The sequence below is a fragment of the Burkholderia sp. ABCPW 14 genome (genome assembly GCF_001523835.1).
GTDB classification, from domain to species: Bacteria; Pseudomonadota; Gammaproteobacteria; order Burkholderiales; family Burkholderiaceae; genus Burkholderia; species Burkholderia mayonis.
This window is the reverse complement of record NZ_LOVS01000181.1, coordinates 1-26,694: the sequence shown is the minus strand read 5'-3', so window position 1 is coordinate 26,694 and position 26,694 is coordinate 1. Positions and strand designations below refer to the sequence as shown.

24 protein-coding genes and 2 pseudogenes are annotated in these 26,694 nt (G+C 68.4%); 16 read left to right on the top strand and 10 right to left on the bottom strand.

Annotation, left to right across the window (positions count from 1 at the left end; translation table 11 throughout):
* Window positions 1-178 (top strand): annotated as a pseudogene (locus WS62_RS38920) (glycosyltransferase family 2 protein); the annotation flags it as partial.
* 670 nt (window positions 179-848) lie between these two features.
* Here the strand turns inward: WS62_RS38920 and WS62_RS39095 are convergent.
* From WS62_RS39095 to WS62_RS27560, 3 genes and pseudogenes are all read right to left on the bottom strand, one after another.
* A pseudogene (locus tag WS62_RS39095) lies at window positions 849-1,112 on the bottom strand (DUF2242 domain-containing protein); the annotation flags it as partial.
* 731 nt (window positions 1,113-1,843) lie between these two features.
* Window positions 1,844-2,293 carry a DUF934 domain-containing protein gene (locus WS62_RS27565; RefSeq protein WP_066577649.1) on the bottom strand — a complete coding sequence of 150 codons (450 nt, stop codon included), beginning with the start codon at window positions 2,291-2,293 and terminating at the stop codon, window positions 1,844-1,846.
* On the bottom strand, window positions 2,290-4,095 hold the full coding sequence (locus WS62_RS27560) for a nitrite/sulfite reductase (protein ID WP_066577644.1): 1,806 nt from the start codon (window positions 4,093-4,095) through the stop codon (window positions 2,290-2,292). The genes WS62_RS27565 and WS62_RS27560 overlap by 4 nt, the downstream gene beginning before the upstream one ends.
* A 354-nt stretch (window positions 4,096-4,449) precedes the next feature.
* On the opposite strand from WS62_RS27560, the gene WS62_RS27555 reads away from it, so the two are divergent.
* On the top strand, window positions 4,450-4,653 hold the full coding sequence (locus WS62_RS27555; RefSeq protein ID WP_082721344.1) for a DUF2970 domain-containing protein: 204 nt from the start codon (window positions 4,450-4,452) through the stop codon (window positions 4,651-4,653).
* 50 nt (window positions 4,654-4,703) lie between these two features.
* Here the strand turns inward: WS62_RS27555 and WS62_RS27550 are convergent, their stop codons facing one another.
* Both WS62_RS27550 and WS62_RS27545 read right to left on the bottom strand, forming a co-directional pair.
* Window positions 4,704-6,152, bottom strand: a complete 1,449-nt coding sequence (locus tag WS62_RS27550; RefSeq protein ID WP_066577642.1) for an aminotransferase-like domain-containing protein — start codon at window positions 6,150-6,152, stop codon at window positions 4,704-4,706.
* Between the two features lie 101 nt (window positions 6,153-6,253).
* The gene (locus WS62_RS27545; protein WP_066577641.1) at window positions 6,254-6,976 is read right to left on the bottom strand and encodes a class I SAM-dependent methyltransferase; all 723 of its coding nucleotides are present in this window, start codon (window positions 6,974-6,976) and stop codon (window positions 6,254-6,256) included.
* Window positions 6,977-7,449: 473 nt separating this feature from the next.
* On the opposite strand from WS62_RS27545, the gene WS62_RS27540 reads away from it, so the two are divergent.
* Together WS62_RS27540 and WS62_RS27535 are read left to right on the top strand one after the other, a co-directional pair.
* A complete protein-coding gene (locus WS62_RS27540) occupies window positions 7,450-8,304 on the top strand; it encodes a WcbI family polysaccharide biosynthesis putative acetyltransferase (RefSeq protein WP_197422939.1) in 855 nt (284 codons plus the stop codon).
* Window positions 8,301-9,434, top strand: coding sequence for a GSCFA domain-containing protein (locus WS62_RS27535; RefSeq protein WP_066577637.1), 1,134 nt, complete (start codon window positions 8,301-8,303; stop codon window positions 9,432-9,434). Before WS62_RS27540 ends, WS62_RS27535 begins: the two co-directional genes overlap by 4 nt.
* 111 nt (window positions 9,435-9,545) lie before the next feature.
* On the opposite strand, the gene WS62_RS27530 is transcribed toward WS62_RS27535, so the two are convergent.
* Complete coding sequence (locus WS62_RS27530; RefSeq protein ID WP_066577636.1) at window positions 9,546-9,953, bottom strand: Hsp20/alpha crystallin family protein; 408 nt, start codon at window positions 9,951-9,953, stop codon at window positions 9,546-9,548.
* A gap of 31 nt (window positions 9,954-9,984) precedes the next feature.
* A complete protein-coding gene (locus tag WS62_RS27525) occupies window positions 9,985-10,422 on the bottom strand; it encodes an Hsp20/alpha crystallin family protein (protein WP_066577634.1) in 438 nt (145 codons plus the stop codon).
* A gap of 1,677 nt (window positions 10,423-12,099) precedes the next feature.
* Here WS62_RS27525 and WS62_RS27515 point away from each other — a divergent pair.
* Together WS62_RS27515 and WS62_RS27510 are read left to right on the top strand one after the other, a co-directional pair.
* The gene (locus tag WS62_RS27515; RefSeq protein ID WP_066577630.1) at window positions 12,100-13,965 is read left to right on the top strand and encodes a phosphoenolpyruvate carboxykinase (GTP); all 1,866 of its coding nucleotides are present in this window, start codon (window positions 12,100-12,102) and stop codon (window positions 13,963-13,965) included.
* 535 nt (window positions 13,966-14,500) lie between these two features.
* A complete protein-coding gene (locus WS62_RS27510) occupies window positions 14,501-15,418 on the top strand; it encodes a 3-hydroxyacyl-CoA dehydrogenase NAD-binding domain-containing protein (protein WP_066577658.1) in 918 nt (305 codons plus the stop codon).
* Window positions 15,419-15,502: 84 nt separating this feature from the next.
* Here the strand turns inward: WS62_RS27510 and WS62_RS27505 are convergent, their stop codons facing one another.
* Both WS62_RS27505 and WS62_RS27500 read right to left on the bottom strand, forming a co-directional pair.
* Window positions 15,503-15,760 carry a DUF4148 domain-containing protein gene (locus tag WS62_RS27505; protein WP_066577628.1) on the bottom strand — a complete coding sequence of 86 codons (258 nt, stop codon included), beginning with the start codon at window positions 15,758-15,760 and terminating at the stop codon, window positions 15,503-15,505.
* 541 nt (window positions 15,761-16,301) lie between these two features.
* Window positions 16,302-17,162, bottom strand: coding sequence for a LysR family transcriptional regulator (locus WS62_RS27500; protein ID WP_197422938.1), 861 nt, complete (start codon window positions 17,160-17,162; stop codon window positions 16,302-16,304).
* Between the two features lie 258 nt (window positions 17,163-17,420).
* Between WS62_RS27500 and madL the strand changes: the two genes are divergently transcribed.
* Together madL and madM are read left to right on the top strand one after the other, a co-directional pair.
* Entirely contained in the window at window positions 17,421-17,816 is a 396-nt protein-coding gene (madL, locus tag WS62_RS27495) for a malonate transporter subunit MadL (protein WP_066577619.1), read from the top strand.
* Window positions 17,817-17,829: 13 nt separating this feature from the next.
* A complete protein-coding gene (gene madM / locus WS62_RS27490; protein WP_066577617.1) occupies window positions 17,830-18,597 on the top strand; it encodes a malonate transporter subunit MadM in 768 nt (255 codons plus the stop codon).
* On the opposite strand, the gene WS62_RS38490 is transcribed toward madM, so the two are convergent.
* Window positions 18,501-18,938: a hypothetical protein gene (locus tag WS62_RS38490; protein WP_066577615.1), complete on the bottom strand. Its 438-nt coding sequence runs from the start codon at window positions 18,936-18,938 to the stop codon at window positions 18,501-18,503. The genes madM and WS62_RS38490 overlap by 97 nt on opposite strands.
* Before the next feature lie 82 nt (window positions 18,939-19,020).
* On the opposite strand from WS62_RS38490, the gene mdcA reads away from it, so the two are divergent.
* From mdcA to WS62_RS27445, 8 genes are all read left to right on the top strand, one after another.
* Window positions 19,021-20,676, top strand: a complete 1,656-nt coding sequence (gene mdcA / locus WS62_RS27480) for a malonate decarboxylase subunit alpha (protein ID WP_066577610.1) — start codon at window positions 19,021-19,023, stop codon at window positions 20,674-20,676.
* 23 nt (window positions 20,677-20,699) lie between these two features.
* Window positions 20,700-21,017, top strand: a complete 318-nt coding sequence (gene mdcC, locus WS62_RS27475; RefSeq protein WP_066577607.1) for a malonate decarboxylase acyl carrier protein — start codon at window positions 20,700-20,702, stop codon at window positions 21,015-21,017.
* Window positions 21,014-21,961: a biotin-independent malonate decarboxylase subunit beta gene (locus tag WS62_RS27470; RefSeq protein ID WP_066577604.1), complete on the top strand. Its 948-nt coding sequence runs from the start codon at window positions 21,014-21,016 to the stop codon at window positions 21,959-21,961. Before mdcC ends, WS62_RS27470 begins: the two co-directional genes overlap by 4 nt.
* Window positions 21,948-22,673, top strand: a complete 726-nt coding sequence (gene mdcE / locus WS62_RS27465) for a biotin-independent malonate decarboxylase subunit gamma (protein ID WP_066490490.1) — start codon at window positions 21,948-21,950, stop codon at window positions 22,671-22,673. Before WS62_RS27470 ends, mdcE begins: the two co-directional genes overlap by 14 nt.
* Window positions 22,648-23,535, top strand: coding sequence for a malonate decarboxylase holo-[acyl-carrier-protein] synthase (gene mdcG / locus WS62_RS27460; protein WP_066577601.1), 888 nt, complete (start codon window positions 22,648-22,650; stop codon window positions 23,533-23,535). Before mdcE ends, mdcG begins: the two co-directional genes overlap by 26 nt.
* Window positions 23,532-24,872 (top strand): triphosphoribosyl-dephospho-CoA synthase MdcB, encoded by a 1,341-nt coding sequence (gene mdcB, locus WS62_RS27455; protein WP_156441165.1) that lies wholly within the window; start codon window positions 23,532-23,534, stop codon window positions 24,870-24,872. The genes mdcG and mdcB overlap by 4 nt, the downstream gene beginning before the upstream one ends.
* Window positions 24,869-25,807 (top strand): malonate decarboxylase subunit epsilon, encoded by a 939-nt coding sequence (gene mdcH / locus WS62_RS27450; RefSeq protein WP_066577599.1) that lies wholly within the window; start codon window positions 24,869-24,871, stop codon window positions 25,805-25,807. The genes mdcB and mdcH overlap by 4 nt, the downstream gene beginning before the upstream one ends.
* 93 nt (window positions 25,808-25,900) lie before the next feature.
* A complete protein-coding gene (locus WS62_RS27445) occupies window positions 25,901-26,449 on the top strand; it encodes a phospholipase D-like domain-containing protein (protein ID WP_066577597.1) in 549 nt (182 codons plus the stop codon).
* The last annotated feature ends 245 nt before the right edge of the window (window positions 26,450-26,694 follow it).

Sequence of the window (26,694 nt, the reverse complement as noted above, 5' to 3'; positions counted from 1 at the left end):
CCGGATCGGCGCGCGCCGGCGGCACCGGGTGGGGCCGTTCGAGCTGAGCGCGATGCACCATTCGTGGCAGCGGCGGTATTACGGCGCGCGCAACGCGATGCAGGTGGGGCTGCAGTACGGCTTGCGGGTTCCGGTCGCGCTGGTGCCGGATCTGCTGACGGGGTGGGAGGGGGTTCAGGGCGGGGTGTGGGGGCGGGCCCCCCGCCCCCCGCCGCTGTCGGCGTGGCGGCCTCCGTCTGCGCCGACTCTGCCGGGACGGGCGCGTTGGTCGACGTGGTCGACGGCGCGATCGGCGACGCCGATGCCGACAGCTTCGCCGATTGAGACGACGACACCACGGGCGTCACCGATGGCGTGATCGACGACGAAGGGGGCGTGGTAGGCGCGGGGGCAGGTGCGGACGCCGGCGCAGGAGCCGATACCGGCGCGGGCGCAGACGTCGGAGCTGAGGCTGCGGCAGGCGCGGAAGCAGACGCCGGAGCCGAAGCCGTGGTCGGCGCGGACGTCGGAGCCGACGTTGCCGCAGGCGTGGAAGCGGGCGCCTGCGCGGACTTCGGCGCGCGCACGGATGCCGTCGCGGGAGCCGACGCCGCAGCTGGCATCGACGCTGCCGTCGACGCCCCCTCGGAAGCGGGATGCACGGGCTCCGCCGGCGGTGTCGGCACGGCCGGCGTCTTCAGTTTCATCGGCGCGCCTTCGGCCGTCTCCGCCGGCTCCGGCAGCGGCGCGACGCGTTCCTTTTCGGCCGCCTTGACCGCGGCCTTGTCGCGCCGCGTCGGATCGATCTTCAGGAAGTGGTCGACGAGATTGAAGAAGCGCTCGTAGAACACGCCGGCGGGAATGGTCTCGCTTGCGATCTTGACCATCGCGTCGTCGCTCGAGCCGATCGGCAGCGACAGTGAGCCGAACACGCTCAGGCCGACGCTCGCCGACGTGTTGCTCTTCTTCAGCGAGTAGCGGTCCTGCACGGCGTTCACGTAGGCGATGCTCGACGCGCCGTCGATGTCGGCGTCCGCGCAGACGACGTGAAATTCGATGACGACGTGCGAGTCGTTGCTCGGCTGGAAGTTCTTGCTGCCGTCGACCGCATCCGGGCGCGTCGCGCTCGCCATGTAGCCCTGGCTCAGCAGCGCGCGGCGCGCGGCTTCGCACGTCAAGGCCGATTTTTCGTGGAACGTGCGCGCATACGGGCTCGCGGTCGCGTCGAACTGCTCCTGTTGATACAAGGGCTTGGGTGCGGACGAGCAGGCAGACAGCACGGTCGCGATCGCAACGGCGGACGGGACGAGGAACGGTCGGAATCGGTTGTGCATGGTGTAATTCAAAGGGGCCGGCCACGTGCCGTGCGACCCGGCCCGGGCAAGACGCCCGGGCTCGACGCTGCCGATCGGCGCGGGCGCGCGAGCGAATCGGAGCGGCGATCCGCGCGGCCTTCCGCGCGCCGTGTCAGCCGACGCGATGTGGCATGGCGAGCCGACTATTATAGTTTTTCTTGGTGCGCGGCAGCATGAAGCCGCGATCGTAACCGGCACGCGCCGTTCTTTCGCATGCCTTTCGAAGCGAATGATCGCGCCGCGGCACGCAAGGCGCGACGCCGGTTCATCGGAACCGACGCACGTCCGCCGCGCGAATTCGCCGCGACTGACGGCGCGACGCGGGGCCCATATGCAGGCGCTGTGCCCGCATCGTTCTGCGCACGACGGGCAGTCGCTCCGCAACGGGCGCCGCGTTCAATCCGGCGGCCCCCGCGGTGTTGTCGACGATCCGGACACGGCCGTCGCTTGCCGGCGGCGAATCGGCCGAATGCGCCGGAGGCCGGGCGTTTTCATCGGCGCGGATTTCGTTATCCGTTCGCGCGATCCGGCGCAGCGCCATCCGTCGCGCACGAATGCGCGTTTGCTTGCGCCGATACGCCGCGCTGATAGAACCCGGCAAACCGTTCGAGCTGCCGCCGCGCGGCGTCGGCGTCGGCGTCGTCGGCGAGCACTGCGCTCGAAAAGCCCATCCGCTCCATCTGAAGCAATTGATCGATCAGCACGTCGCCCGTCGCGCGCAGGTCGCCCGTGAAGCCGAAGCGCTTGCGCAGCAGATACGCCTGGCTGTATGCGCGACCGTCGGTGAACGCCGGAAAATGCAGGTCGATGCGCGTCGCGTGCGCGATGCGCGCCGCGAGCGGCGTCAGATCCTCGTCGTTCGACACGGCGAGCGTCGCGTCGCCGCTCGCCGGCGCGGCGCGCGTCTCTTCGTCGTGGGCGCTCGCGGTCAGCAAGCGGAGGCGGTTCTGCGGATTCATGCGGCGCTCGTCGCGAGATGGCGCGCCGCGTTCGCGGCCGCCTTGAAGGGTTCCGGGCCGACGCGCCGGTACGCGTCGATGAAGCGCTCGCGGCGTCCCGCTTCGGGCCGCCGCACGCGCAGATAGGTCGTGACGATCGCGTCGACGACGTCGACGATCTCCTCCGCCGAGAACGATGGCCCGATCACCTTGCCCGGCTGCGCGGGGCCGCTCGCTGCCGTGCCGTCGGAGCCGCCGAGCGTCACCTGGTACCACTCGTCGCCGTCCTTGTCGACGCCGAGAATGCCGATATGGCCGCTGTAATGGTGTCCGCACGAGTTGATGCAGCCGCTGATGTGCAGGTCGACGTCGCCGATGTCGTTCAGCTCGTCGAGATCGTCGAAGCGCTCGGCGATCGCGTCGGCGATCGGGATCGAGCGCGCGTTCGCGAGCGCGCAGAAGTCGCCGCCGGGGCACGCGATCATGTCGGTCAGGAGGCGCACGTTCGCGCTCGCGAGGCCCGCGTCGCGCGCCGCTTTCCACAGCGAATGCAGATCGCCGACGTGCACCCACGGCAGCACGACGTTCTGCGCGTGCGTGACGCGCGCCTCGCCGGCGGAGAAGCGCTCGACGAGGTGGGCGAGCGTGTCGAGCTGCTCGGGCGATGCGTCGCCGGGCGCCTGGAGCGGGCGCTTGAACGACAGCGTGACGATCCGCAGCGCAGGATCCTTGTGCTGCGCGACGTTGCGCTCGAGCCAGCGCGCGAACGCCGGCAGGGTGTCGGCGAGCATTCGCACGCGCGCGAGCGCGGCATCGACATCGACATCGACATCGACATCGACCGATCGCCGCGGCAGCACGGGCGGCACGAACGACGCGCTCACGCGATCGAATTCCGCCTGCGGAATCGTGTGCGGCCCGCCGTCGTGCTCGACGATCTGCCGAAACTCTTCGTCGACGTCGTCGATGTAGCGCCGGCCTTCGGTTTTCACGAGGATCTTGATGCGCGCCTTGTACTTGTTGTCGCGGCGGCCGTAGCGGTTGTAGACGCGCACGAGCGCCTCGATGTAGTTCATCACGTGCCGCCACGGCAGGAATGCGCGCAGGAGCGTCGCCGTCATCGGCGTGCGCCCCATGCCGCCGCCGACGCTCACGCGAAAGCCGAGCTCGCCCGCCGCGTCGCGCACGAGCTTCAGGCCGACGTCGTGCCAGTCGGTCGCCGCGCGATCCTCGGCCGCGCCGGTGATCGCGATCTTGAACTTGCGCGGCAGGAACGCGAATTCGGGATGCAGCGTCGTCCATTGGCGCATCACTTCGGCGAACGGCCGCGGATCGGCGATTTCGTCGGGCGCGACGCCCGCGCGCTCGTCGCACGAGATGTTGCGGATGCAGTTGCCGCTCGTCTGGATGCCGTGCATGTCGACGGTCGCGAGGAGATCCATCACGTCGGCCGCCTTCGACAGCGAAATCCAGTTGAACTGCACGTTCGTGCGGGTCGTGAAGTGCGCGGTGCGCGTCGGCAGGCGCACGGTGCCGAGCCGCGCTTGCGCATCGCATGCGGCGCGGTGGAGCGCGGGGTCCGGCACGTCGTAGTCGCGCGCGATGCGGGCGAGCACGCGGATCTGCGCGCTCGACAGCTCGCCGTACGGCACCGCGACGCGCAGCATCGGTGCGTGGCGCTGCACGTACCAGCCGTTCTGCAGCCGCAGCGGGCGGAACGCGTCCTCGGTCAGCGCGCCTCGCTGCCAGCGTTCGATCTGATCGCGAAACTGGGCGGCGCGGCTGCGCACGAACGCCTTGTCGAACTCGGTGTATCGGTACATGGCTGAAAAATGCGGTGGGCAGGACGCGCGGCAAGGCGCGTCGATCGTGATGCGCCGCGGCGGCGGCGCGAAGGTCTCAAAGAGTAGGGAGCGCGGCTGCGCGAAACAAGCAGCAGATTCGGGCGAATCTTGCGCAGCAGATGCGGAGGCGTGGCCGAGGCGCGGGATTCGCGAGAAGGCGGCGCAGCGGCATTGAAGCGGCAGCCGAGCGGTGACGAGCGGTGACGAGCGGCGGCGAGCGGTGGCGCTGCTGCGCGAAAACAGGCGCGAACTGCTGCTTTCATCGGTCGACGCGCGCGGCTATCGTGGTGCGCATGACGAGCGGCTCGATTCGGTTGGCCGCGATTGTGGAGGATGGCGATGGGTCTGGCGAGAATGTTGCGAATGTTGCGAATGGTGCTGTGGAGCTTCTTCGGCGTGCGCAAGGGGGCCGAGCATCAGGCCGATCTCGCGTCGGTGAAGCTGCCCTGGGTGCCGGTGATGGCGGTCATGCTCGCCGCCTGCTTCGGCGGCTTTCTGTTTGCGATGGCGAAGATCGCGACCACGATGATGCACTGAGTGCGGGGCCGGCCCGCCGCACGGGCGCCCGATACCGTGTGCGCGGGCGGTCAGCGCCGCTTGCGCACGGACGGCTGCGCGACAAGCTCGCCGACGATGCGGATCGCGTCGTCGACGCTAGCGCTCCACGGATGGCCGAAGTTGAGCCGCACGCAGCGCTCGAACGCGTGCGCGGCGGAGAAGAGCGGACCCGGCGCAACGCTGACGCCGCGCCGGATCGCCTCGCGATGCAGTTCCATCGCGTCGATCGCGTCGGGAAACGCCAGCCACAGGAAATAGCCGCCGTCGGGCAGCGTCCAGTGCACGTCGGGCGGCAGGCGGCGCATCAGCGCATCGTTCATCCGTTCCATCTGGGCGCGCAGCGCGCCGCGCAGCTTGCGCAGATGCCGGTCATAGCCGCCGTGCTCGAGATAATCGGCGATGCCGGCCTGCGCGGGAATGCTCGCGGACAGCGTCGTCATCAACTTGAGCCGCTGCACCTTTTCGGCGAAGCGGCCGGCCGACGCCCAGCCGATCCGATAGCCGGGCGCGAGCGTCTTCGAGAACGAGCTGCAGTGCATGACGAGCCCGTGCTTGTCGAATGCGCGCGCGGGCAGCGGATAGTCCGGCCCGTGGTGCAGCTCGCCGTAGACATCGTCTTCGATCAGCGGCACCTCGCGCGTGGCGAGCAGATGGACGAGCGCTTTTTTCTTGTCGATCGGCAGCGTGACGCCCGTCGGATTCTGGAAGTTCGTCATGAACCAGCACGCGCGCACGTCGTGGCGATCAAGCGCCGCGGCGAGCGCGTCGAGGTCGAGGCCCGTGCGCGGATCGACCGGAATCTCGACCGCGCGCAGGTCGAGCCGCTCGATCGCCTGCAGCGCCGCATAGAAGCCGGGCGCCTCGACGGCGACCACGTCGCCGGGACGCGTGACGGCCATCAGGCAGAGATTGAGCGCCTCGAGCGCGCCGTTCGTCACGACGATCTCGTCGATCGGCTGCGATACGCCGATGCCGAGGTAGCGCAGCGCGATCTGGCGGCGCAACTGCTCGTTGCCGGGCGGCAGATCGACGACGGTGCTCCACGGGCTCACGAGCCGCGTTGCTTGCGCGAGCGATTTCGCGAGGCGCGGCAGCGGAAACAGGTGCGGCGACGGAAACGCGGAGCCGAGCGGCACGATGCCCGGATGCGTCGCGGCTTCCAGCACGGAGAACACGAGATCGCTGATGTCGACCTTGCGCGATTCGACGGGCGCGGCGTCGCGTGTGTGCCGGCCTGCCGGCGCCGCGCGGCCCGGGTTCGCGCCGGCGCTCGCCTGCGCGACGTAGTAGCCCGAGCGTTCGCGCGCGCGGATCAAGCCCCACTGCTCGAGCAGGTAGTACGCACGAAACACCGTCGACTGGCTGACGCGATGCTGGGCGATCATCTGGCGCAGCGACGGCATGCGCGCGCCGGCTGCGATGTTGCCGGACCGGATGTCGTCGGCCATCACGCGGGCGAGCGTTTCGTAACGTTTCATCGATGAAAAGCGGATTGAGCGGCGGCACGGCGGCTCATTGTCTTATGCGGGGCGGCAAAAGAAAAGCCGCGGCGGGCCGCGGCGAGCGCGCAAGCGCGCGGCTACAGACCGTGCCGCATCGCGACGCGCAGACGGCGCTCCTCGCTCGCGTAGAGCTTCTTCAGGAAATCGCGTCGCGTGTACGTGCCGCCGTCGAGCGCGGCGAGGTCGATTTCGAAGAAGAACGCCTCAGGCTCGCGAAACAGGATCTCGCGATAGGCGATGTCGATGAATGCCCGGTTGGGTTCGCCGGCAGTCGTCTCGATCAGGCGTGTCCAGTCCGTCTGCTTCGACGCGCGCACGGCGAAGAGCCAGCGATCCACGAGCTTGAATTCGTCGATCTCGAAACCGGCGGCGATGACATGCGCCTTCAGCGTCGATTCGGTGAAGCCCGTGTAGTGAAAGTCGCCCGCGTGGACTTGATTGCCGAACAGGAAGCTCGTGAATTTCTCCTGATCGGCGTAGTTCTGATGCTGCCGGATCAGTTCGGCGACACCCAGGATGCTCGATGTCTCGAGGTTGAGCGCGCCACCCGGCGCGATGAGATCGGCCCATTCGAGAATCGCGTTCGCCGTCTCGGCGCGCGGAATGTGCTCGATGACGTCCTTGGCGAGCAATTCGCTGAATTGCTTGCGCGGCAGCTCACTCAAATTGTTGTCGGTAATCAGGATGTCGGGCTGGCACGTCGGGTCCATGTCGACGTTCAGATAGTCCGGCCGCTTGTCGTAGCCGCAGCCGATATTGATTTTGTTATGCGACGCAATAGCTCCATTGCGGATATCCATTTTCCCCCCAAGAAAGGTCGCGCAAAATCGGTTCGCGGCATTTTAACCGAAGCGTCTGGTGTTTGTGACACTCTTACGGAATGCATGCGATGGGTGTTGAGGGGGAGGCGGTAAACCCGATGATCGAAGGGGGCAATATGCTCGTATTCCTCCGATCGTTCGTCAAGCGTGGCCGGGCGGAACGTTGCACGTTTGCTGCGAAAACGCGGGCATCGAATGTTTCCTCGGCATCGCGGAGAAGAGGATGATTCGGAATCCGCATCTCCGGGTTCCTCAGGAAAATTGAATCAATTCGCCCGACTGAGTCGGACGCGTCAATGGCGATGCGGCGGGGAACCGCTTCCATTAACGCTTATATTGCATTGCAGCAGCTTCATACCATTAATTTATTTGAAAAATAGATAATTTTCCTCTGATGTAAGATGACCGCTGCAAGGTAGGTGCCATTCAACATTATTTCAAAGAGAAGCGCTGTGAAAGAAAAGTGGCTGGTCATATCGAATTGTCAGACTGTTGGCGTCATGCAGTCGCTATCTATGATTTGCCCTCATGTGAAAGTTGATGCGTGCGATTACTGGGGCTTTCAGGCCAATTCGGATTTCTGGCGGCAGCAAGTCGCAACTTACGATCAAATAATTGTCAATCCGGAAATCCAGCAGTTAGGGATCGTTGATTTTTTCGCGTTGCCGAATGTAACGCTGCTGCCGGCCATTCAATTCCGTGCATATCACCCGGATTTGCAGAACGTCTTTCACGATGGGAAATCGGTAAAAACGCCGCTCGACGATTACCATTCGACGATAATTTTTGCCGCATATAAATTGGGCTGCACGGTGGCGCAGACGAAAACGTTCTTCAACGAGAAAACCTATGAGGCACTCCGCTATTTCGCGCTGTGGGACATCGAGAGGACGTTTCTGCTCGACAGGTATGCGGAACACGGCCTGGATCTCGCCCCCGAATTGAGCAAGTGGGTGCGCGGTGGCGCGTTCATGCACAGCATGAATCATCCGAAGGCGCACGCGCTCTACGACGTCGCGCTGAAGGTCGCGACGAAGGTCGCCGGCGATCGCGTGATCGATTCGGGCATCGTTCCGCACGACACGTTGGTGCAAGGCCCCGTCTACCCTGTTTTCCCGGAACTCGCGGAGCGCTTCGGCGCCGGACGGGGAAATTATCTGTTCAAGGGGATGAACTACACCTTGCTGACCCTCGAAGAATTCATCGAAGGATCGTTCGCGGCGTATTCGAACTTCGACAAGGACCAGTTGCTCGGCAACAGCCCGCATCTCGCGAGCGCGCTGCAAACCATCGAGGCCGCACTGTGACGAATCCCTACGAGCATCTTCCGCCGCACCAGTTCTGGCGCAAGGCGGTCGCGAACGTCGACATGCACGCGTTCGATCCGGTCGTCGAGCCGAGATTCACGATCGGCGCCGCGCAGAAGGTGAGCACGGCCGGCAGCTGCTTCGCGCAGCACATCTCGCGGCGTCTGTCCGGCATCGGCTTCAACTATTTCGTGCCGGAGGCGGGGGCGCATCTGCCAGCCGACGACCGCGCGCGGCTCGGCTACGGCGTGTTTTCCGCGCGCTTCGGCAACCTCTATACGGTGCGTCAGCTGCTACAGCTCTTCGAGGAGGCGATGGGGCGGCGCGCGAAAATGGAGGTCGCATGGCAGCGGGCGGACGGGCGCTACGTCGACGCGTTCCGGCCGACGGTCACGCCCGAAGGGCATGACAGCAGCAGCGCGGTCGCCGACGCGCGCGCCGAGCATCTGCAGCACGTGAAGACGATGTTCGTCGAGTCGGACGTTTTCGTGTTCACGCTGGGTCTGACTGAAAGCTGGTCGAACCGCGCGTACGGCGAAGTGTTTCCGCTCGCGCCGGGCGTCGCGGGCGGCGTCTACGACGACGCGGCGTATCGCTTCACGAACCTGAGCGTGTTCGACGTCGCGGGCGACCTGCGCTCGTTCCTCGTCCAGCTCAAGGAAGTGAATCCGCGCGTCAACGTGTTGCTGACGGTGTCGCCGGTGCCGCTTGTCGCGACCTACGAGAACAGGAACGCGCTTGTCGCGACGACGTACAGCAAATCGGTGTTGAGAGTCGCGGCGGAGATGGCCTGCAACGAGTTCGACTGGGTCGACTACTTCCCGTCGTACGAGATCATCACCGGCAGCTTCAACGCGGGACGTTATTACGAAAACGATCTGCGCGAGATCAACAGCATGGGCGTGAGCCATGCGATGCGGTGCTTTCTCAAGCACTACACGACGAACGCGGCAGCGGCGCCTGCAGCGGCAGCCGCCGAGCCTGCGGCTGCCGCAACAGCGACAGTCACAGCGACACCCGCCGCACGCGTCGAAACCGAAGCGTCGTCTCCCGAGCGTTCGGACCCCGCAGCGCCTGCGCTCGGAAGCGTGGTCTGCGACGAGGAACTGATCGAGCGGGTCTCTCGCTAGGTTGCTCGTGTTTCGACGGGCACGAACACCGAGCGGGCCGTGAAGCGGCCCGCTCGGTGCGCTCGCCGCCGCGCGTACATGCGGCAGCGAGCGTTTCCGTTCGAGACAACGTCACTTCACCTCGACGCGCCGCGGACGCGCTTCACCGCGGCGCGGAATCGTCAGCTGCAATACGCCATCCTGAAGATTCGCCTCGATCTTCGACGTGTCGAAGTCCGCGCTCAACTGGAACGTGCGCGCGAAATGCGGTTCGCGCACTTCGACGTGATGCGCGCGCAGGCCCGCCGGCATCGGCGGCGCCGCGTGCGCGTCGATCGACAGATGGCCATCGTGGACCTTCACTTCGAGGCGCTCCTTCGGAACGCCGGGCAGGTCGGCCCATAGCGTCACGCCACGCTTGTCTTCGTATATGTCGACAGCCGGCGTGACCGTGATCGTGCGCGGCGCGGCGCCCGCATCGCGGCGAACCGGCGCGGCGGCTTGACGGTCTGGGTCTGCGACTGGATTGCTGGTGTTCACGATCGACTCCTTGATCCGAGGGTGACGGGATTTATTGAACGGTGATCGCGCGCGGCTTCGACGTCTCGCGCTTGCCGACGCTGATCGACAGGCAGCCGTTTTCGTAGCGGGCCTGGACCTTGTCGGGATCGGCGTGCTGGGGCAGCTCGACGACGCGGCGGAAAGCGCCGCTGTAACGCTCCTGTGCGTAGGCGCGCGCATCGCCTTCCGCGCTTTGCGCGGACTTGCGCTCGCCGCTGATCGTCAACAGCCCCTTGTCGATCGACACGTCGAAATCGGCGGCGCGCATGCCGGGCGCGAACGCGACGATTTCGATCGAATCGTCGGTGGTGCCCACGTTGAGCGGCGGGAATGCGCCCAATCGGCTCGCGCGAATGCTGGCAGGGAGGCCGCCGAACAGGTTCGTCATCTGTCGATGCAGACGATCGAATTCGCTGAAGAGATCGGTGCCGAAATGGAAATCGCTCATGGTCGTGTCCTCCTGGAACGAGGCCTGCGAACGCGCCGGTCCATACGTACCGGTTCGTTTGCCTGGCCGCTGCAAATCGGTCGAAACATGCAGCGCGCGGGTGCGGCTGCGTCGGCGTTTCGAAGATAGGCGCGGCAAGGGCGATTTCAAGAGGCGTTCGACGATCCGTTCGGCAGAGGGCAAACCGTCTGTCGTCGACGTCGCGCGGCAAGCGACGCATGCGCGAAGTCGGGACCGGTTTCGCGCATCATGCGGTGTTGCAGTGTCGCGGTGTCGCAGTGTCGCGGCGTCGTCGCGTCGGGTGCGCGGCTTGCGCCGCTCGCGAACATCGATATCGGACGGGGCAGAGCCGACGATGAACAAACGATGCGAAGCCCGCATGTGCCGCATGCGACACATGCGACACATGCGCCCGCATGCGCACAGCAACACGATTTCCGCCGAGCCTTGCCGTCTGCATCAGGCCCGCCGCCGCCGATTGCGCACCGATTTTCCGGTTCCCATTCGGGGCGATCGCGCAGCGCTACGGCTGGGCGGGTGACATTTGCCGTCTGCGCGCGGAAATCCGCGAGGAGGGCGTGCGAGTGCGACGAACATGCGCACGGCCAATGCCGAGAATGCGCGCAAGCGCGCCGTGCATGGGCGCACGCGTGTAGCGAAAGGGCGTGACGCGACGACGCGGCGAACTGACGCGGCCGTCGTCGCGAAGTGTTCAACGCCGTGCAGCGGACGAGCGCGCCGTCAGGCGACGGAGCCGATGATGCGGATGTTGCCCGAGACGCGACTGGTGCTGTCGCGTCTCCAATTGTCGCTACGCTTGTTTGTGCATGGCGGTAACCACTGCGGCTCCGCTGCGATGGCGCATGTCTGTTGTGAAAGCGCGCTCGTCCGAACCGAACTGGTATCGAATCCGTCGCGAACGCGATGAGACCACGACGAATGTTCGAGCGAACCTATCGCGGTGCTGAGGCCGGGGGAGGGTGCGCATTGCGATCGCCGTGCCGCTTGTCGCACGTATCGGGATCACGATCGGCGAGGTGGACGTTCGTGGAGATGCTTGTATTCCTCCGGATACGCAAGCATCGCCGCTCGACCTTCGAGCGGCGATGCTTCACGCGACGAAACGATTGCTTACATCGACATCGACATCGACATCGACATCGAAGGCGATTGCGCGCCCCGAATCGCGAATCCTCACATGTGTTGCCCACCGCACACATATCGTTTCCACATGGCCGAACCGCGCCGCCGCCGACGTGCTTGCCGAACCGCGCGCTCGCATCGGTAAAAACCCGCGTTCGCCGCATGCTGGATTATTCCGATTGCGTTCGCCGAGCGGCCCGGCGCGCGTTCGTCGAGGCGGAATCGCACGCCCGCGCGCGGCAGTCGTGTCTTGCTGCAGCGCAGCGCCGCGGCGCGCATCGCGATGGTATGCTGCCTATCACCTTGATCGTATGGCAGGTGCATGAGCAAGCTTGGCGATACAGTCGTTCCCAACCCTAAAAAAAACGAACGCTCCACGATTTTGGGAGTCGGAACGTTGAGTGTGACGCCCGCAATGCGCGTTCGCGCATGCGTCGCCCCCAGCCATCGCGTAGCGTCGCTACGCCCGCCGTCGCGCGCGTCGTCGCGCCGCGCACGCGCAGCATTCTGGTTCTACAACACGGAGACACTTTCATGACCCGAAGCAACGTGGTCGCGGCGACGCGCACCATTCCGATCGACGTTCCCGAATACGTGAAGCACCGCGGCCTGATCGACTGGGTCACGCGGATCGCGGAACTGGCCGAGCCGGATCGCGTCGTCTGGTGCGACGGTTCGCAAGCGGAATACGACCGCCTCTGCGACGCGATGGTCGAGCAGGGCACGATGGTGCGCCTCGATCCGGCGAAGCGGCCGAACTCGTTTCTCGCGCTGTCCGATCCGTCCGACGTCGCGCGCGTCGAGGACCGCACGTTCATCTGCAGCGAGCAGCGCGACGACGCCGGCCCGACCAATCACTGGATCGCGCCCGCCGAAATGCGCGCGACGCTGAATGGCCTGTTTCGAGGCGCGATGCGCGGCCGCACGCTGTACGTCGTGCCGTTCTCGATGGGGCCGCTCGGCTCGCCGATCGCGCACATCGGCGTCGAGTTGTCGGACAGCCCGTACGTCGTCGTCAACATGCGGATCATGACGCGCATGGGGCGCGACGTGCTCCACGCGCTCGGCGAAGCCGGCCAATACGTGCCGTGCGTGCACAGCGTCGGGCGGCCGCTCGCCGCGGGCGAGCAAGACGTCGCGTGGCCGTGCAATCCGACCAAGTACATCGTGCATTTCCCCGAGTCCCGCGAGATCTGGAGCTTCGGCTCCGGCTACGGCGGCAATGCGCTGCTCGGCAAGAAATGCTTTGCGCTTCGCATCGCGTCGACGATGGGCCGCGACGAAGGCTGGCTCGCCGAGCACATGCTGATCCTCGGCGTGACGTCGCCCGAGGGCCGGAAATATCACATCGCCGCGGCATTCCCGTCCGCGTGCGGCAAGACCAACTTCGCGATGCTGATCCCGCCGAAGGGCTTCGAAGGCTGGCGCGTGACGACGATCGGCGACGACATCGCGTGGCTCAAGCCGGGCAAGGACGGACGCCTCTACGCGATCAATCCGGAGGCGGGCTACTTCGGCGTCGCGCCGGGCACGGGCGCGAAGACGAATCCGAACGCGCTCGCGACGCTCACCGAGAACGTGATCTTCACGAACGTCGCGCTGACGGAAGACGGCGACGTCTGGTGGGAAGGGCTCACCGACACGCCGCCCGCGCGGCTCACCGACTGGCAGGGCAACGCGTGGACGCCCGAGATCGGCCGCGAAACCGGCAGGAAGGCCGCGCATCCGAACTCGCGCTTCACGGCGCCCGCGTCGCAGTGTCCGTCGATCGACGACGACTGGGAGAACCCGGCCGGCGTGCCGATCGACGCGTTCATCTTCGGCGGCCGCCGCTCGACGACGGTGCCGCTCGTCACCGAGGCGCGCGACTGGGTCGAGGGCGTCTACATGGCGGCGACGATGGGCTCGGAGACGACCGCGGCGGCGGCGGGGCAGCAGGGCGTCGTGCGGCGCGATCCGTTCGCGATGCTGCCGTTCTGCGGCTACAACATGAGCGACTACTTCGCGCACTGGCTGTCGCTCGGCGGGAAGCTCGCGGCGGCGGGCGCGGCGCTGCCGAAGATCTATTGCGTGAACTGGTTCCGCAAGGATGCGGACGGCCGCTTCGTGTGGCCGGGCTTCGGCGAGAACATGCGCGTGCTGAAGTGGATGCTCGACCGTATCGAAGGCCGGGGCGCGGGCGTCGAGCATGCGTTCGGTTTCACGCCGCGCTATGAGGATCTGCATTGGGCGGGGCTTGCGTTTTCGCCCGCGCAGTTCGAGCAGGTGACGTCGATGGACCCGGCCGAATGGCGCGACGAGCTTGCGCTGCACGCGGAGCTATTCGACAAGCTGAGCGCGCGGCTGCCGAGCGCGCTCGCCGAGACGAAGGCGAAGATCGAGGCGCGGCTCGCAGCGTGATCGACGGGGCGGGGCACGCTGCGTTCGGCGCGAGCCGCGACGGACGCGGCGCGTGACGAACGCACCGAACGCGTGAATGGAACGAAAAGCCGCATGACGCTTCGGCGTTCATGCGGTTTTTTTCGTTCGACGGAAGCGCATGTGCGACCTGTACGCATTCGGCAGATGGCGATGCGCAAGTGCCGTCCGCGCGTCGTTGCCGGACGATGGCCGATGGCCCGCGCGCGACAGCGGCATGGTGTTCGACACTGCGAACCGGCGTTACGCAATCGCAGCGCTCGCGCCCATCGCGCGACGGCCGGCTCGCACAACCGGCGCGCCGAAGTCGCACCGCCCGCGCGTCGAAGAGCCGAAGACGCATCGACCTACGCGAGCGCCGCGCGACGGCATGCTCGCTCTCCGATCCGACGCACGCGCGCACGAGCCGCCCTCCTCCCGGCGCGCGCGTTGGCCCTTGCGCACGCGCCCCGCGCGCAGCCGTCGCCGTTCGATGCGACAATCGTCCGCGCATTCGAAAACCAAGGAGACATCGCCCATGAAGATTCAACGGATCGCCGTCGTCGGCGCCGGCGTGATCGGCGCGAGCTGGACCGCGTTTTATCTGTCGAAGGGCTTCGACGTCGCCGTCACCGATCCCGCGCCCGACGCCCGCACGCGGCTCGACGCCGCGCTCGCGAATTTTCTCGGCGAGCGCGCCGCGACGCTCGCTTCACGGCTCGCGTTCGAACCGACGCTCGACGCCGCGCTTGACGGCGCGGACTTCGTGCAGGAGAACGGCCCCGAGCGTCTCGACCTCAAACGCGACCTGTATCGCCGGATCGACGCGCTGCTGCCCGCGCACGTGCTCGTCGCGTCGAGTTCGTCGGGGCTCCGGATGTCGGACATCCAGAGCGCATGCGACGCGCATCCGGCGCGCTGTCTCGTCGCGCATCCGTTCAATCCGCCGCATCTGATTCCGCTCGTCGAGCTGGTCGGCGGCGCGGCGACGTCGGCCGACGCGATCGCGCAAGCGAAGCGCTTCTACGACGGCCTCGGCAAAGTGACGATCGTGCTCAACAAGGAGATGGCGGGCCACGTCGCGAACCGGCTCGCGGCGGCGCTCTTTCGCGAGGTGTATCACTTGGTCGGCGAGGGCGTCGTGAGCGTCGGGGATGCGGACAAGGCGGTGTCGTGGGGGCCGGGACTGCGCTGGGGGCTGATGGGGCAGAACCTCGTCTACCATCTCGGCGGCGGCGAAGGCGGCATCGCACATTTCCTCGAGCACCTGTCGGGCCCGATGACGACGTGGTGGAACGATCTCGGCACGCCGTCGTTCTCGCCCGACGTCGACCGCAAGCTGATCGACGCGCTGCGCGAGATCCAGGGCGCGCGCTCGATGGCCGAACTCGGCGCGGAGCGCGATCGTCTGCTCGTCGAATTGATCGACGCGCGGCGCGACAGCTTCCTGCCCTGAGCGCCGCCGATCGGCGGCCGGACGCGCGCCGGCGACGCCGGGCCGTATCGCGTCGCGTTCGCGCGCGGGCGACCCGGCGTGCGATTACTGCTGTTCCCGCGCCCACGCGGGATTGGCCGCCGCGAGGCGCGCGCGGTTCGCGTCGATCGTCGCCTGGCTCGGCGGATAGTCGCCGTCCGACGTCGGGATCACGCCGTCGCGGTATGCCTGGATCAGCTCCGCGCGCACTTGTGCACGCGTCTTGCCTTGCGACGCATCGGATGTCGATGCGAGCGCCGGCGTCGCGGTCATCACGGACGTGGCGATGGCGGCCGCCGTGACGAGAAAGCGTAGCGTATTCATCGAAAGCTCCAGAAAAGGGGACGGGATCGGGTGGCGAAGCGTCGTGACTTCGTCTTCCGGTGAGTCGCATTCTGAAGAGGGGCGCCTGAGCGGACGATGACCGCATCATGACGATTTGGTCAGGCAGCGGGCGAGGGCCGTGCAGGCGGCTTGTGGCGCGGTTCGGACCGGGTATTCGACGTGCGGCGCCGCCGAAGATTGGGACGGATCGCGTGCGCGGATGCGCACACGAGCGGTCCGTAATCGGCTCGATTATCGTTCGGCCCGGACGCCGGACGCCGGACGCCGGACGCCGGACGCCGGACGCCGGACGCCGATTGCCGATTGCCGATTGCCGATTGCCGATTGCCGATTGCCGATTGCCGGCCGTTAGGTTCCCTGATTGTCGGCCTGCTTGCTGGCTCGCTTGCGGGCTGTCGCGGCCGGTGCGATCGAAACATCGACGTGGTCGCGACATCGCCGGCACACGTCGAGTCGATTCACGTCGAGTCGTTTCATGCGGGGCCGACCGGGGAATCGACACGCGGCCCACTCTTTTCCATTAGAACTCGTGCGCGGCCGCGACGAGCGTCGCCTCGAGCGCGAGCGCCGGGCGCGACGCGTTCGCGGGCCGGTCGATCACGTATTCGAGATCGCCGAGCGGCGGCAGATCGGCTTCGAGTTTCGCGAGCCCGTGCGGGATCACGTATCCGGCGAACGCGCTGATGCCGAGCCCCGCGCTCGCCGCCGCGCGCAGTACCGCGATGCTGCTGCTCGCGACCGCGATCCGGTGCGGCCGTCCGATGGCTTCGAGCGTGTCGAGCACGCGCCGGCGCGACACGCTCGGTTCCGGATGCAGCGCGAGCGGCAGCACGGGCTCGCGTCCCGTGAGCGGCGAATCGGGGCCCGTGCACCAGTAGAGCGGCTCGGTGCGGATCACGCGCCCGCGACGGCTGCCCGCAATCCGTTTCGCGAACACGAGATCGTGCCGGCCGGCGTCGAGCGCGACGAACAGATCGCCGGACAAGCCCGTCGCGATCTCGAGCTCGACTTCCGGATTGCGCTGCACGAAGCTCACGAGCGCGGCCGTCAGGTGCGTCAACGCGAAATCCTCCGACAAGCCGAGCCGCACCTTGCCCGACAGCGGCGGCCCGCAGACCGACGCGACGGCCTCGTCCATCAATTCGAGGATGCGCACCGCATAGCGGAACAGGGCCTCGCCGTTCGGCGCGAGCCGCACGTTGCGGGTGTCGCGCTCGAAGAGCGGCCGGTCGAGCAGCTCTTCGAGGCGGCGGATGTGCTGGCTCACCGTCGATTGCGACAGGTTCACGCGCTCGGACGCGGCGGTGAAGCTGCCCGTCTGCGCGACGGCGACGAAACTGCGCAGCAGTTCAGGCGGTAACGGACGCATTGATAAACCCACTGAATCGAATTCGACAACTTCATAAATGGCCGCAAGCGGCGGGACTACGATGTGCTTGGCCGAGCCGTCGCGCCGCCCGTTCGCGGGCGCGCCGGCGACGGCCTGCCGCCGCCGCCAGTCTACGGCAACCCGGCGCGGCGGGCCGCCAGGTCTTTCACGCTATCGCCATCGCCGCCCGAGAACGCGCTTCGCACGACGAGCCGCCGGGCCGCGGCGCCCACGCCGCGACGATCCATCATCAGGAATCAGGAGACAAGCATGATCATCTACGGAACCGCGCTGCTCGCGTTCTGCCATCTGGCCGGGCTCTTCCTCGGCGATCTACTGGGCGCCGCGATCGGCGCGAAGACCAACGTCGGCGGCGTCGGCATCGCGATGCTGCTCCTCATCGGCCTGCGGCTCTACCTGCATCGGCGCGGCTGGCTGCCGAAGGAGACCGAGTCCGGCATCGCGTTCTGGGGCGCGATGTATATCCCGGTCGTCGTCGCGATGGCGGCCAATCAGAACGTCGTCGCCGCGTTGAAGGGCGGACCCGTCGCGCTGTTGTCGGCAGCGGGCGCGGTCGCCGTGTGCGCGGTCTGCATCGCGGCGCTCGCGCGCGTCGGCCACGACGCGACCGCGCTGTCGGCGCTGCCGCAACCCGAAGAGAACTGAGCGGGAGGCGGCCATGATCGATATGCTCGAAAAAATCATCGCGCACAACGGACTCGTCGCGTCGTTCGCGCTCGTCGGCTGCATCATGTTCGCGTCGGCGGCGCTGTCGAGGCGGCTCACGTTCGGCCGCGTGCACGGCTCGGCGATCGCGATCCTGATCGGCCTCGCGCTCGCGTACGTCGGCGGCGCGTACACGGGCGGCGAGAAGGGAATCGCCGACGTGCCGTTCTTCGCGGGCGTCGGCCTGATGGGCGGCGCGATGCTGCGCGACTTCGCGATCGTCGCGACCGCGTTCGAAGTGCAGCCCGCCGAGGCGCGCAAGGCGGGGCTCATCGGCGTCGCGTCGCTGCTGCTCGGCACCGTGCTGCCGTTCGTCGTCGGCGCGAGCGTCGCGCACGCGTTCGGCTATTCGGACGCCGTCAGCATGACGACGATCGGCGCGGGCGCCGTCACGTACATCGTCGGGCCCGTGACGGGCGCGGCGATCGGCGCGAGCTCCGACGTGATCGCGCTCAGCATTGCGACAGGGCTCGTGAAGGCGATCATCGTGATGGTCGGCACGCCGTTCGCGGCGGGCTTCATGGGGCTGCGCACGCCGCGCGCGGCGATGATCTTCGGCGGGCTCGCGGGCACCGTGAGCGGCGTGAGCGCGGGACTCGCGGCGACCGACCGGCGGCTCGTGCCTTACGGCGCGCTGATCGCGACGTTCCATACGGGCGTTGGCTGCCTGCTCGGGCCGTCGCTGCTGTTCTTCGCGACGAAGGCGGCGGTGGGCGCGTGACGCCGTGCGAAATCGCTCGCGGCGATGCTGCGGAATTGCGGGTGCGTGCGGTTTCGCGGCGTGAAGGCGAAGGGCGGAGCGTTGCGTGAGCATTCGACGTGCACGGCAAGCACGGCAAGCACGGCAAACACGGCAAACACGGCAAGCACGGCAAGCACGGCAAGCACGGCAAACACGGCAAACACGGCAAACACGGCAAACACGGCAAACACGGCGCGCGCAGCATAGCGACCGTTCGATGCAGCCGCGCCGCGGGATCGTTCGCCGCGCATGGCGCAAGCGCGGCCGCGCGCATGCGCCCCCGCGCTCGCCGATCCATCGCCGGCGCCACTGAGTCGCATCGCGCAACTTCATCAATCGCGGCGGCGGTGCGGCTTACAATGCCGCAGAACCCACCGGACAGACTTCGCAGGAGACGACTCCATGACGGGATGGAACGACGCCCGCGACGCCCGCGACGCGCGCGCCGCGCGCCTCGCGGCGGCCGCGCCGCTCGCGCGGCACAAGCGGGTGGCCGCGCGCGACGCGACCGCGCTGCTCGAAGCGGTGCTGCGGCCGGGCGACCGCGTCTGCATCGAAGGCGACAACCAGAAGCAGGCGGACCTCCTCGCCGCGGCGCTCGCCGCCGTCGACAGCGCGACGGTGCACGATCTTCACATGGTGCAGTCGGGCGTCGTGCTGCCCGAGCATCTCGACGTGTTCGAGCGCGGCATCGCGAAGCGGCTCGACTATGCATACTCGGGCCCGCAGTCGCAGCGGATCGCGAAGCTCCTGTTCGGCGGCAAGATCGAGCTCGGCGCGGTGCACACGTATCTCGAACTCTTCGCGCGCTACTTCATCGATCTGACGCCGCACGTCGCGCTCGTCGCCGCGGTGAGCGCGGACGCCGACGGCAACCTGTACACCGGACCGAACACTGAGGACACGCCGACCGTCGTCGAGGCGACCGCGTTCAAGGACGGCGTCGTGATCGCGCAGGTCGAGCAGATCGTCGATCGCGTGCCGCGCGTCGACATTCCGGGCGACCGCGTGCACTTCGTCGTCGAAGCGGGGCGGCCGTTCTACGTCGAGCCGCTCTTCACGCGCGATCCGGCCGGCATCACCGAGACGCAGATCCTCACCGCGATGCTGGCGCTCAAGGGCATCTACGCGCGCTACGGCGTGAAGCGTCTCAATCATGGGATCGGCTTCAACACGGCGGCGATCGAGCTCTTGCTGCCGACCTACGGCGAGCGGCTCGGGCTGAAGGGCAAGGTCTGCACGCACTGGGCGCTGAACCCGCATCCGACGCTCATTCCCGCGATCGAATCCGGCTGGGTCGAGCAGATCCATTGCTTCGGCTCCGAAGTCGGGATGGACGACTACATTCGCGCGCGCTCCGACATCTTCTTCACCGGCGTCGACGGCTCGCTGCGCTCGAACCGCGCGTTCTGCCAGGCGGCGGGCCTCTACGCGTGCGACATGTTCATCGGCTCGACGCTGCAGATCGATCTCGCGGGTCACTCGTCGACGGTCACGGCCGAGCGGATCGCGGGCTTCGGCGGCGCGCCGAACATGGGCAGCGACGCGCGCGGGCGGCGTCATCCGAGCGAGCCGTGGATCAAGGCGGGCGAGGAGGCCGATCCGGCGACGCCCGCGGCGCTGCGGCGCGGGCGCAAGCTCGTCGTCCAGATCGGCGAGACGTTCGGCGAACGGAATGCGCCGATGTTCGTCGAGAAGCTCGACGCGCTGCGGCTCGCCGACAGGCTGTCGCTCGATCTCGCGCCGGTGATGGTGTACGGCGACGACGTCACGCACGTCGTGACCGAGGAAGGGGTCGCGAACCTGCTGCTGTGCCGCGACGCCGACGAGCGCGAGCATGCGATCCGCGGCGTCGCCGGCTACACGGAGATCGGCCGCGGGCGCGACCGCAGGCTCGTCGAGCGGCTGCGCGAGCGCGGCGTGATCCGGCGCCCGGAGGATCTCGGCATCGATCCGCTCGACGCCGACCGGCGGCTGCTCGCCGCGCGCTCGATCAAGGATCTCGTGCATTGGTCGGACGGCCTGTACGCGCCGCCGTCGCGATTCCGCAATTGGTGAGAATGGGGGAGGAGCGTTTCGCAATGGAACAGTTGAACTACCGCCACACCGCGCGCGAGCGCGCGAAGGGCGATGCGGCGTGGGCGCTCGTCGGCGTCGTCGCGTCGGGCAATCTCGAAGTGCTCGTCGAGCGCGTGCTGCCCGAGGCCGAATGCGAAGTCGACATCCGTACGGCCGCCGTGGGCTTCGGCGACGTCTGGCAGGCGGTCGTCGCCGATTTCGTCGAGCGCCGCTCGCCGGGCGGGCTGCGCCTGTCCGTCAACGACGGCGGCGCGCGGCCCGACATGGTGTCGCTGCGGCTCGCGCAGGCGGTGCGCGCGATCGAAGGAGACGCGCGATGAACGCGGCGGCCACGACGGCACATCCGAAGGTCGCGCCGGCGGGCGCGAGCTGGTTCGAGGCGTCGGCGCGGCAGCGGCTCGCGGGCCTCGTCGACACGGGCTCGTTCGAGGAATTCATCGGCCCGCAGGACCGGCTGACGAGCCCGCATCTGCCGATCTTCGACCTGCCGCAGCAGCTCGACGACGGGATGATCGTCGGCCGCGCGGCGCTCGACGGCGAGCCCGTGCTCGTCGCCGCGCAGGAAGGGCGCTTCATGGGCGGCGCGTTCGGCGAGGTGCACGGCGCGAAGCTGACGGGCCTGCTGCGCGCGGCGCGCGAGCTGCGCCCGATGCCCGTGCTGATCCTGTTCGACACGGGCGGCGTGCGGCTGCAGGAAGCGAACGCGGGCGAGATCGCGGTATCCGAGATCATTCGCGCGGTGATCGACGCGCGCGCGGCGGGCGTGCCCGTCGTCGGGCTCGTCGGCGGGCGCGCCGGCTGCTACGGCGGCGGCGGAATCATCGCCGCGTGCTGCTCGGCGCTCGCGGTGTCCGAACAGGGGCGCATCGGCGTATCCGGGCCGGAGGTGATCGAGAGCCGGCGCGGCGTCGACGAGTTCGACTCGCGCGATCGCGCGCTGATCTGGCGGACGATGGGCGGCAAGCATCGTCGGCTCGTCGGCGGCGCCGAGCGCTTCGTCGACGATACGATCGACGCGTTCCGCGAAGCCGCGATCGCGCTCGCCGCGCGCGTGCGGGCGGGCGCGGCGTTCGGCGCGGCGACGCTTGCGGCCGAGCATGCGCGGCTCGCCGAGCGCATCGCGCGCTTCGGCGAGTGCGGCGACGCGCTCGACGTGTGGCGCGCGCTCGGCGCGCCCGACGCGGACGCGATTCCGTCGCTCGATGGCGCCGCGTTTGCATCGTTGGCCGACCGACTGACGGAGGTGCGCCATGACGCTCGATGACGTGTTGGCTTCGCTGTTTCCGTCGGGCCACGATGTCGCGATCGATGCCGACGGTCTGCTCGAAGGGCGCGGCATGCTCGCGGGCCGCGCGGTCGACGTGATCGGCGTCGCGCGCGGCGCGGCGCTCGGCGTCGACGGCGCGCTCACGCTCGCCGCCCGCGTGCTCGCGACGATCGGGCGCGGCGACGCGACGCCGATCCTCGTGCTCGTAGACGGCGACAGCCAGCGGATGAGCAAGCGAGACGAACTGCTCGGCCTGAACGAGTGCCTCGCGCATCTCGCGAAATGCCTGCTGCACGCGCACGCGCTCGGCCATCCGACGATCGGGCTGCTGTACGGGCATGCGGCGGCGGGCGCGTTCATCGCGACGGCGCTCGCGACGCGCACGCTCGTCGCGCTGCCGGGCGCTCAGCCGGAGGTGATGGATTTGCAGGCGATGTCGCGCGTGACGAAGCTGCCCGTCGACGTGCTGCGCGAGAAGGCGCAGTCGACGGCGGTGTTCGCGCCGGGGCTCGACAATTTCGCGAAGACGGGCGCGGTCGACGTCGTGCTCGATCCGGCGCGCTCGCTCGCCGAGCAAGTGGCCGCGATCGTCGCGCGGCCGACGGATCGCGCCGACCGGCGCGATCGGCTCGGCCACGAGCGCGGCGGCCGGCCGGTGGCGGCCGACGTCGCGCAACGCGTGTATGAGCTCGCGCGCGCCGGCCGCTGATACGCCGCTCGTGCGGCACACGCTCGTGCGCGTGCACGCCGACGCGTGGCGCGCGCTGCTCGGCGCGCGCGACGGCGTCGACGCGCTGCCGTTCGTGCGCGACTGGGCGGCACGCGGCTGGCCGTTGATTGTGCGGCGGCGCTCGCCGTGCGATGCGGGCGTGCCGCTCGGGTTGCCGCTGCCGCCGTCGGCGGGGAAGCGGCGCGTCGCGTTCGCGGCCGCGCGCGAGCATATCGACGCGGTCTGCGCGCTGCCGATGCTCGCCGACGTCGAGCATGAAGCGCCGCCCGCGTGGCGGCCGACGCTCGCAGGGCTGCGTGCGCTTGCGGACGCGCATCGCGTCGATTGCCGCGTGTTCGGCGGCCTCGCGTGGCAGACGCTGACGGGGTTGCGTTATCTGAGCGACCGCTCGGATCTCGATATTTTGCTGATGCCGTCGCGTTCGTCGTCGTTGCCTTTGCTTTTGCCGGTATCGTCGCTGACGGCATCGGCATCGGCATCGGCATCGGCATCGGCATCGGCATCGGCATCGGCATCGGCATCGGCATCGGCATCGGCATCGGCTTCGGCTTCGGCTTCGGCTTCGGCTTCGGCTTCGGCTTCGGCTTCGGCATCGGCATCGGCATCGGCGTTGCTTTTGTCTCCGGTTCCGTCGCGGCGCGAGGCGCTCGCGTCGTTCCTCTCGGCGCTCGCCGAGCTCGACGCTCACGCGCCGATGCGCATCGATGGCGAGTTGCTGCGCGCCGACGGCGCAGGCGTGAACTGGCGCGAGCTGCATGCAGGCGAGCATGAGGTCGCGATGAAAACCGCGACGGGCGTCGAGCTGTGCGCGCCGGAGGCATTTCTGGAGACGTGGCGATGAAGCGGAGCGTATGCGTGGCGCGGATGGCGGCCCGGCGTGAAGCGACGCGCGGCGATTCGGCGTACGCGCTTGACGAAGCGGACGGGGTAGATACGCTGCTGAATGCGTCGAATGCGTCGAATGCGTCGAATGCGTCGAATGCGTCGAATGCGTCGAATGCGTCGAATGCGTCGAATGCGTCGAATGCGTCGAATGTGGCGAATGCGTCGAATGCATCGAACGCATCGAACGCATCGAATGCATCGAATGCATCGAATGCATCGAATGCATCGAACGCATCGAATGCATCGAATGCATCGAATGCATCGAATGCATCGAATGCATCGAATGCATCGAATGCATCGAATGCACCGAATGCACCGAATGCACCGAATGCGGCGATCATGCGGAATACGCCGAGCGCACTAGATCCTTCGGATCAGCCGGGCGCGCCCGATCCATCGTCTGCGCGGTTCGCATCGGACCATTCCGAGCCTTCGATACGCGAGCCGCATCGACGAGCATCGCCGACAGCGGATGCCATCGCCGCCCACGCGACGCGCTGCCTGCGCCTCGAAATCGACACATGGCCGAAGCCGGGCCTCGTGAGCCACGTCGACGCGGGCAGTCACGACGACATGACAGCCGGAACGTTCTACAACAGCGCGGCGGCGCTCGAACCATTCTTCGCCGAACTCGCCGCAGCGGGCGCGCGCGATGCCGACATGCCGGCGCTGCGCAAGATCGGCCTGCGCGCGGAGCGCGCGATGCTCGCGGCGACGGACAGCGTGAACACCCATCGCGGCGCGATCTTCGGGCTCGGCCTGCTGTGCGCGGCCGCGGGCCTGCGCGCGTCGGCCCGACGCGGGCGAGACGCCCGTGCGACGCTCGGCGCACTCGTCGCCGCGCGCTGGGGCGGCGAGATCGTCGGCGGCCCGCGCCTTGCCGACAGCCATGGTGAACGCGCGGGTCGCTGCTACGGCGTCGGCGGCGCGCGCGCGGAGGCGGCGGGCGGTTTCGCGAGCGTCTACGCGGTCGGCGTGCCGGCGCTGCGCGATGCCGCGCGGCTCGCGCCGGGCGACGCCGAGGCGGCGCGCGTGCACGCGTGCTTCGCGCTGATTGCCGCGGTCGACGACACGAATCTGCTGCATCGCGGCGGTCGCGACGGCCTCGGTTTCGCGCAGCGGACCGCGTGCGAATTTCTCGAGCGGGGCGGAGTGGGCGCGGCCGACTGGCGCACGCACGCGGCCGCCGCGCACCGTGCGTTCGTTGCGCGTCGGCTGAGTCCGGGCGGCGCGGCGGACTTGCTCGCGATGAGCTTGTTCGTCGCGGCACGCGACGCGGAGCGCCTGCCGTGACGATCGCGATTCTCTGCTCGGGTCAAGGCTGCCAGCGCGCCGGCATGTTCGAGCTGACGGCCGACTTGCCGGAAGCCGCGCCGCTCTTCGCGCACGCGGCCATGCTGCTCGGCGCCGATCCGCGCGACTGGGTGCGCGACGCCGGCGACGACGCGTTGCGCGAGAACTTCGCCGCGCAGCTCGTCTGCACGCTGCAGGCGGTGAGCGCGATGACGCGGCTTGACGCGCTGCTGCCGCGCCGGCGCTGCGTCGCGGGATACAGCGTCGGCGAGGTCGCCGCGTGGAGCGTCGCGGGGCTCGTCGACGCGCGAGCCGCGCTTGATCTCGTCGCGGCCCGCGCGCACGCGATGGACGCGGCGAGCGACGGCGATGCGGGGATGCTGTTCGTGCGCGGCCTGTCGCGCGACGTGATCGACGCGTCGTGCGCGACGCACGGCGTCGCGGTCGCGATCGTCAATCCGGGCGACGCATACGTGCTCGCCGGGCCGCGCGCGGCGCTCGACGCGCTCGCCGCGGACGCGCGCTCGCGAGGCGCGGCGCGCGTCGCACTGGTCGCCGTCCACGTCGCGTCGCACACGCGTTGGCTCGGCGCGGCGGTGCCGCGGTTTCGCGCCGCGCTCGCCGGCGCGCGGATTGCGCGCACACCCGTCGCCGGCACGCGGCTCCTGTCCGGCATTGACGGCGCGCCGGTGCTCGACGTCGATGCCGGCGTCGACAAGCTCGCGCGCCAGATCGCCGAGCCGATCGACTGGGCCGGATGCCTCGCGGGCTGCGTCGAGGCGGGCGCGCGCGCGTTCGTCGAACTCGGCCCGGGCCGCGCGCTCGCGGAAATGGCGGCCGCCGCGTATCCCGCGCTGCCGGCGCGCAGTCTGGCCGATTTCCGCTCGTGGGACGGTGTGCGCGCGTGGCTTTCCCGCGTCGATCTCGACATCTAGCGCGCATCGTGTGCACGCGCGGCGACGCGTCGCGCGCGCCTCGTCGACGAAACGGTTTGCAACGGTATTGGACGTGGCTACAATTGCCGCCCCATGACATACCGCGTTCGTTTCGCTTCCGTCTTTTCCTCGGTTTGCGCACTTCTTTGCGCGGCTTCGGTGCCCGAATTCGCGCGCGCCGCACAGATCCCATCGCGCGATCTCGCGCTCGACGCGTACTTCGATGCCGACGCCGGCTCGATCGACATCGAAGTCGAGCTGATCCACCGCGCCCATACGCGCGTGCTGGTCGCGGGCGGCGCGTCGGTGCCGGCTGCCGTCGCGGCGGCGCTGTGCGCGGCGCGCGGACGCGGCGTCGACGTGCGGGTCGTGCTCGACCGGACGGGGCACGCGACGAAGTACAGCGGAGCGGGGTTTCTCGCGAGCGCGGGCGTCGACGTCGCGCTCAGCGACCGCGTGCCGAATGCGCATGGTCCGTTCGTCGTCGTCGACGACGCGGTCGTGCTCGGCACCGCGAGCTTCGTACAGGCGAGCGACGAGCGCGCGGCGGGCAATTTCAACGTCTTCTATCGCGCGCCGCAGCTTGCGCAGTCGTACGCGGCGGAATTCTGGCGGCTTTACGGCCTGTCGCGGCGGTATTGAGCGGCGTCCTCCGCGCGCTCGCGCGGATCGCGGGCGACCGGTCGGCCGTGCTCGGCGTGACATCGACGCGAGCGTTTCGATGCCCGACACCGCCGACACCGCCGACACCGCCGACACCGCCGACACCGCCGACACCGCCGACACCGCCGACACCGCCGACACCGCCGACCCCGCCGACACCGCCGACACCGCCGACACCGCCGAGACCGCCGCAACCGGCGACACCGCCGACACCGCCGACGCCG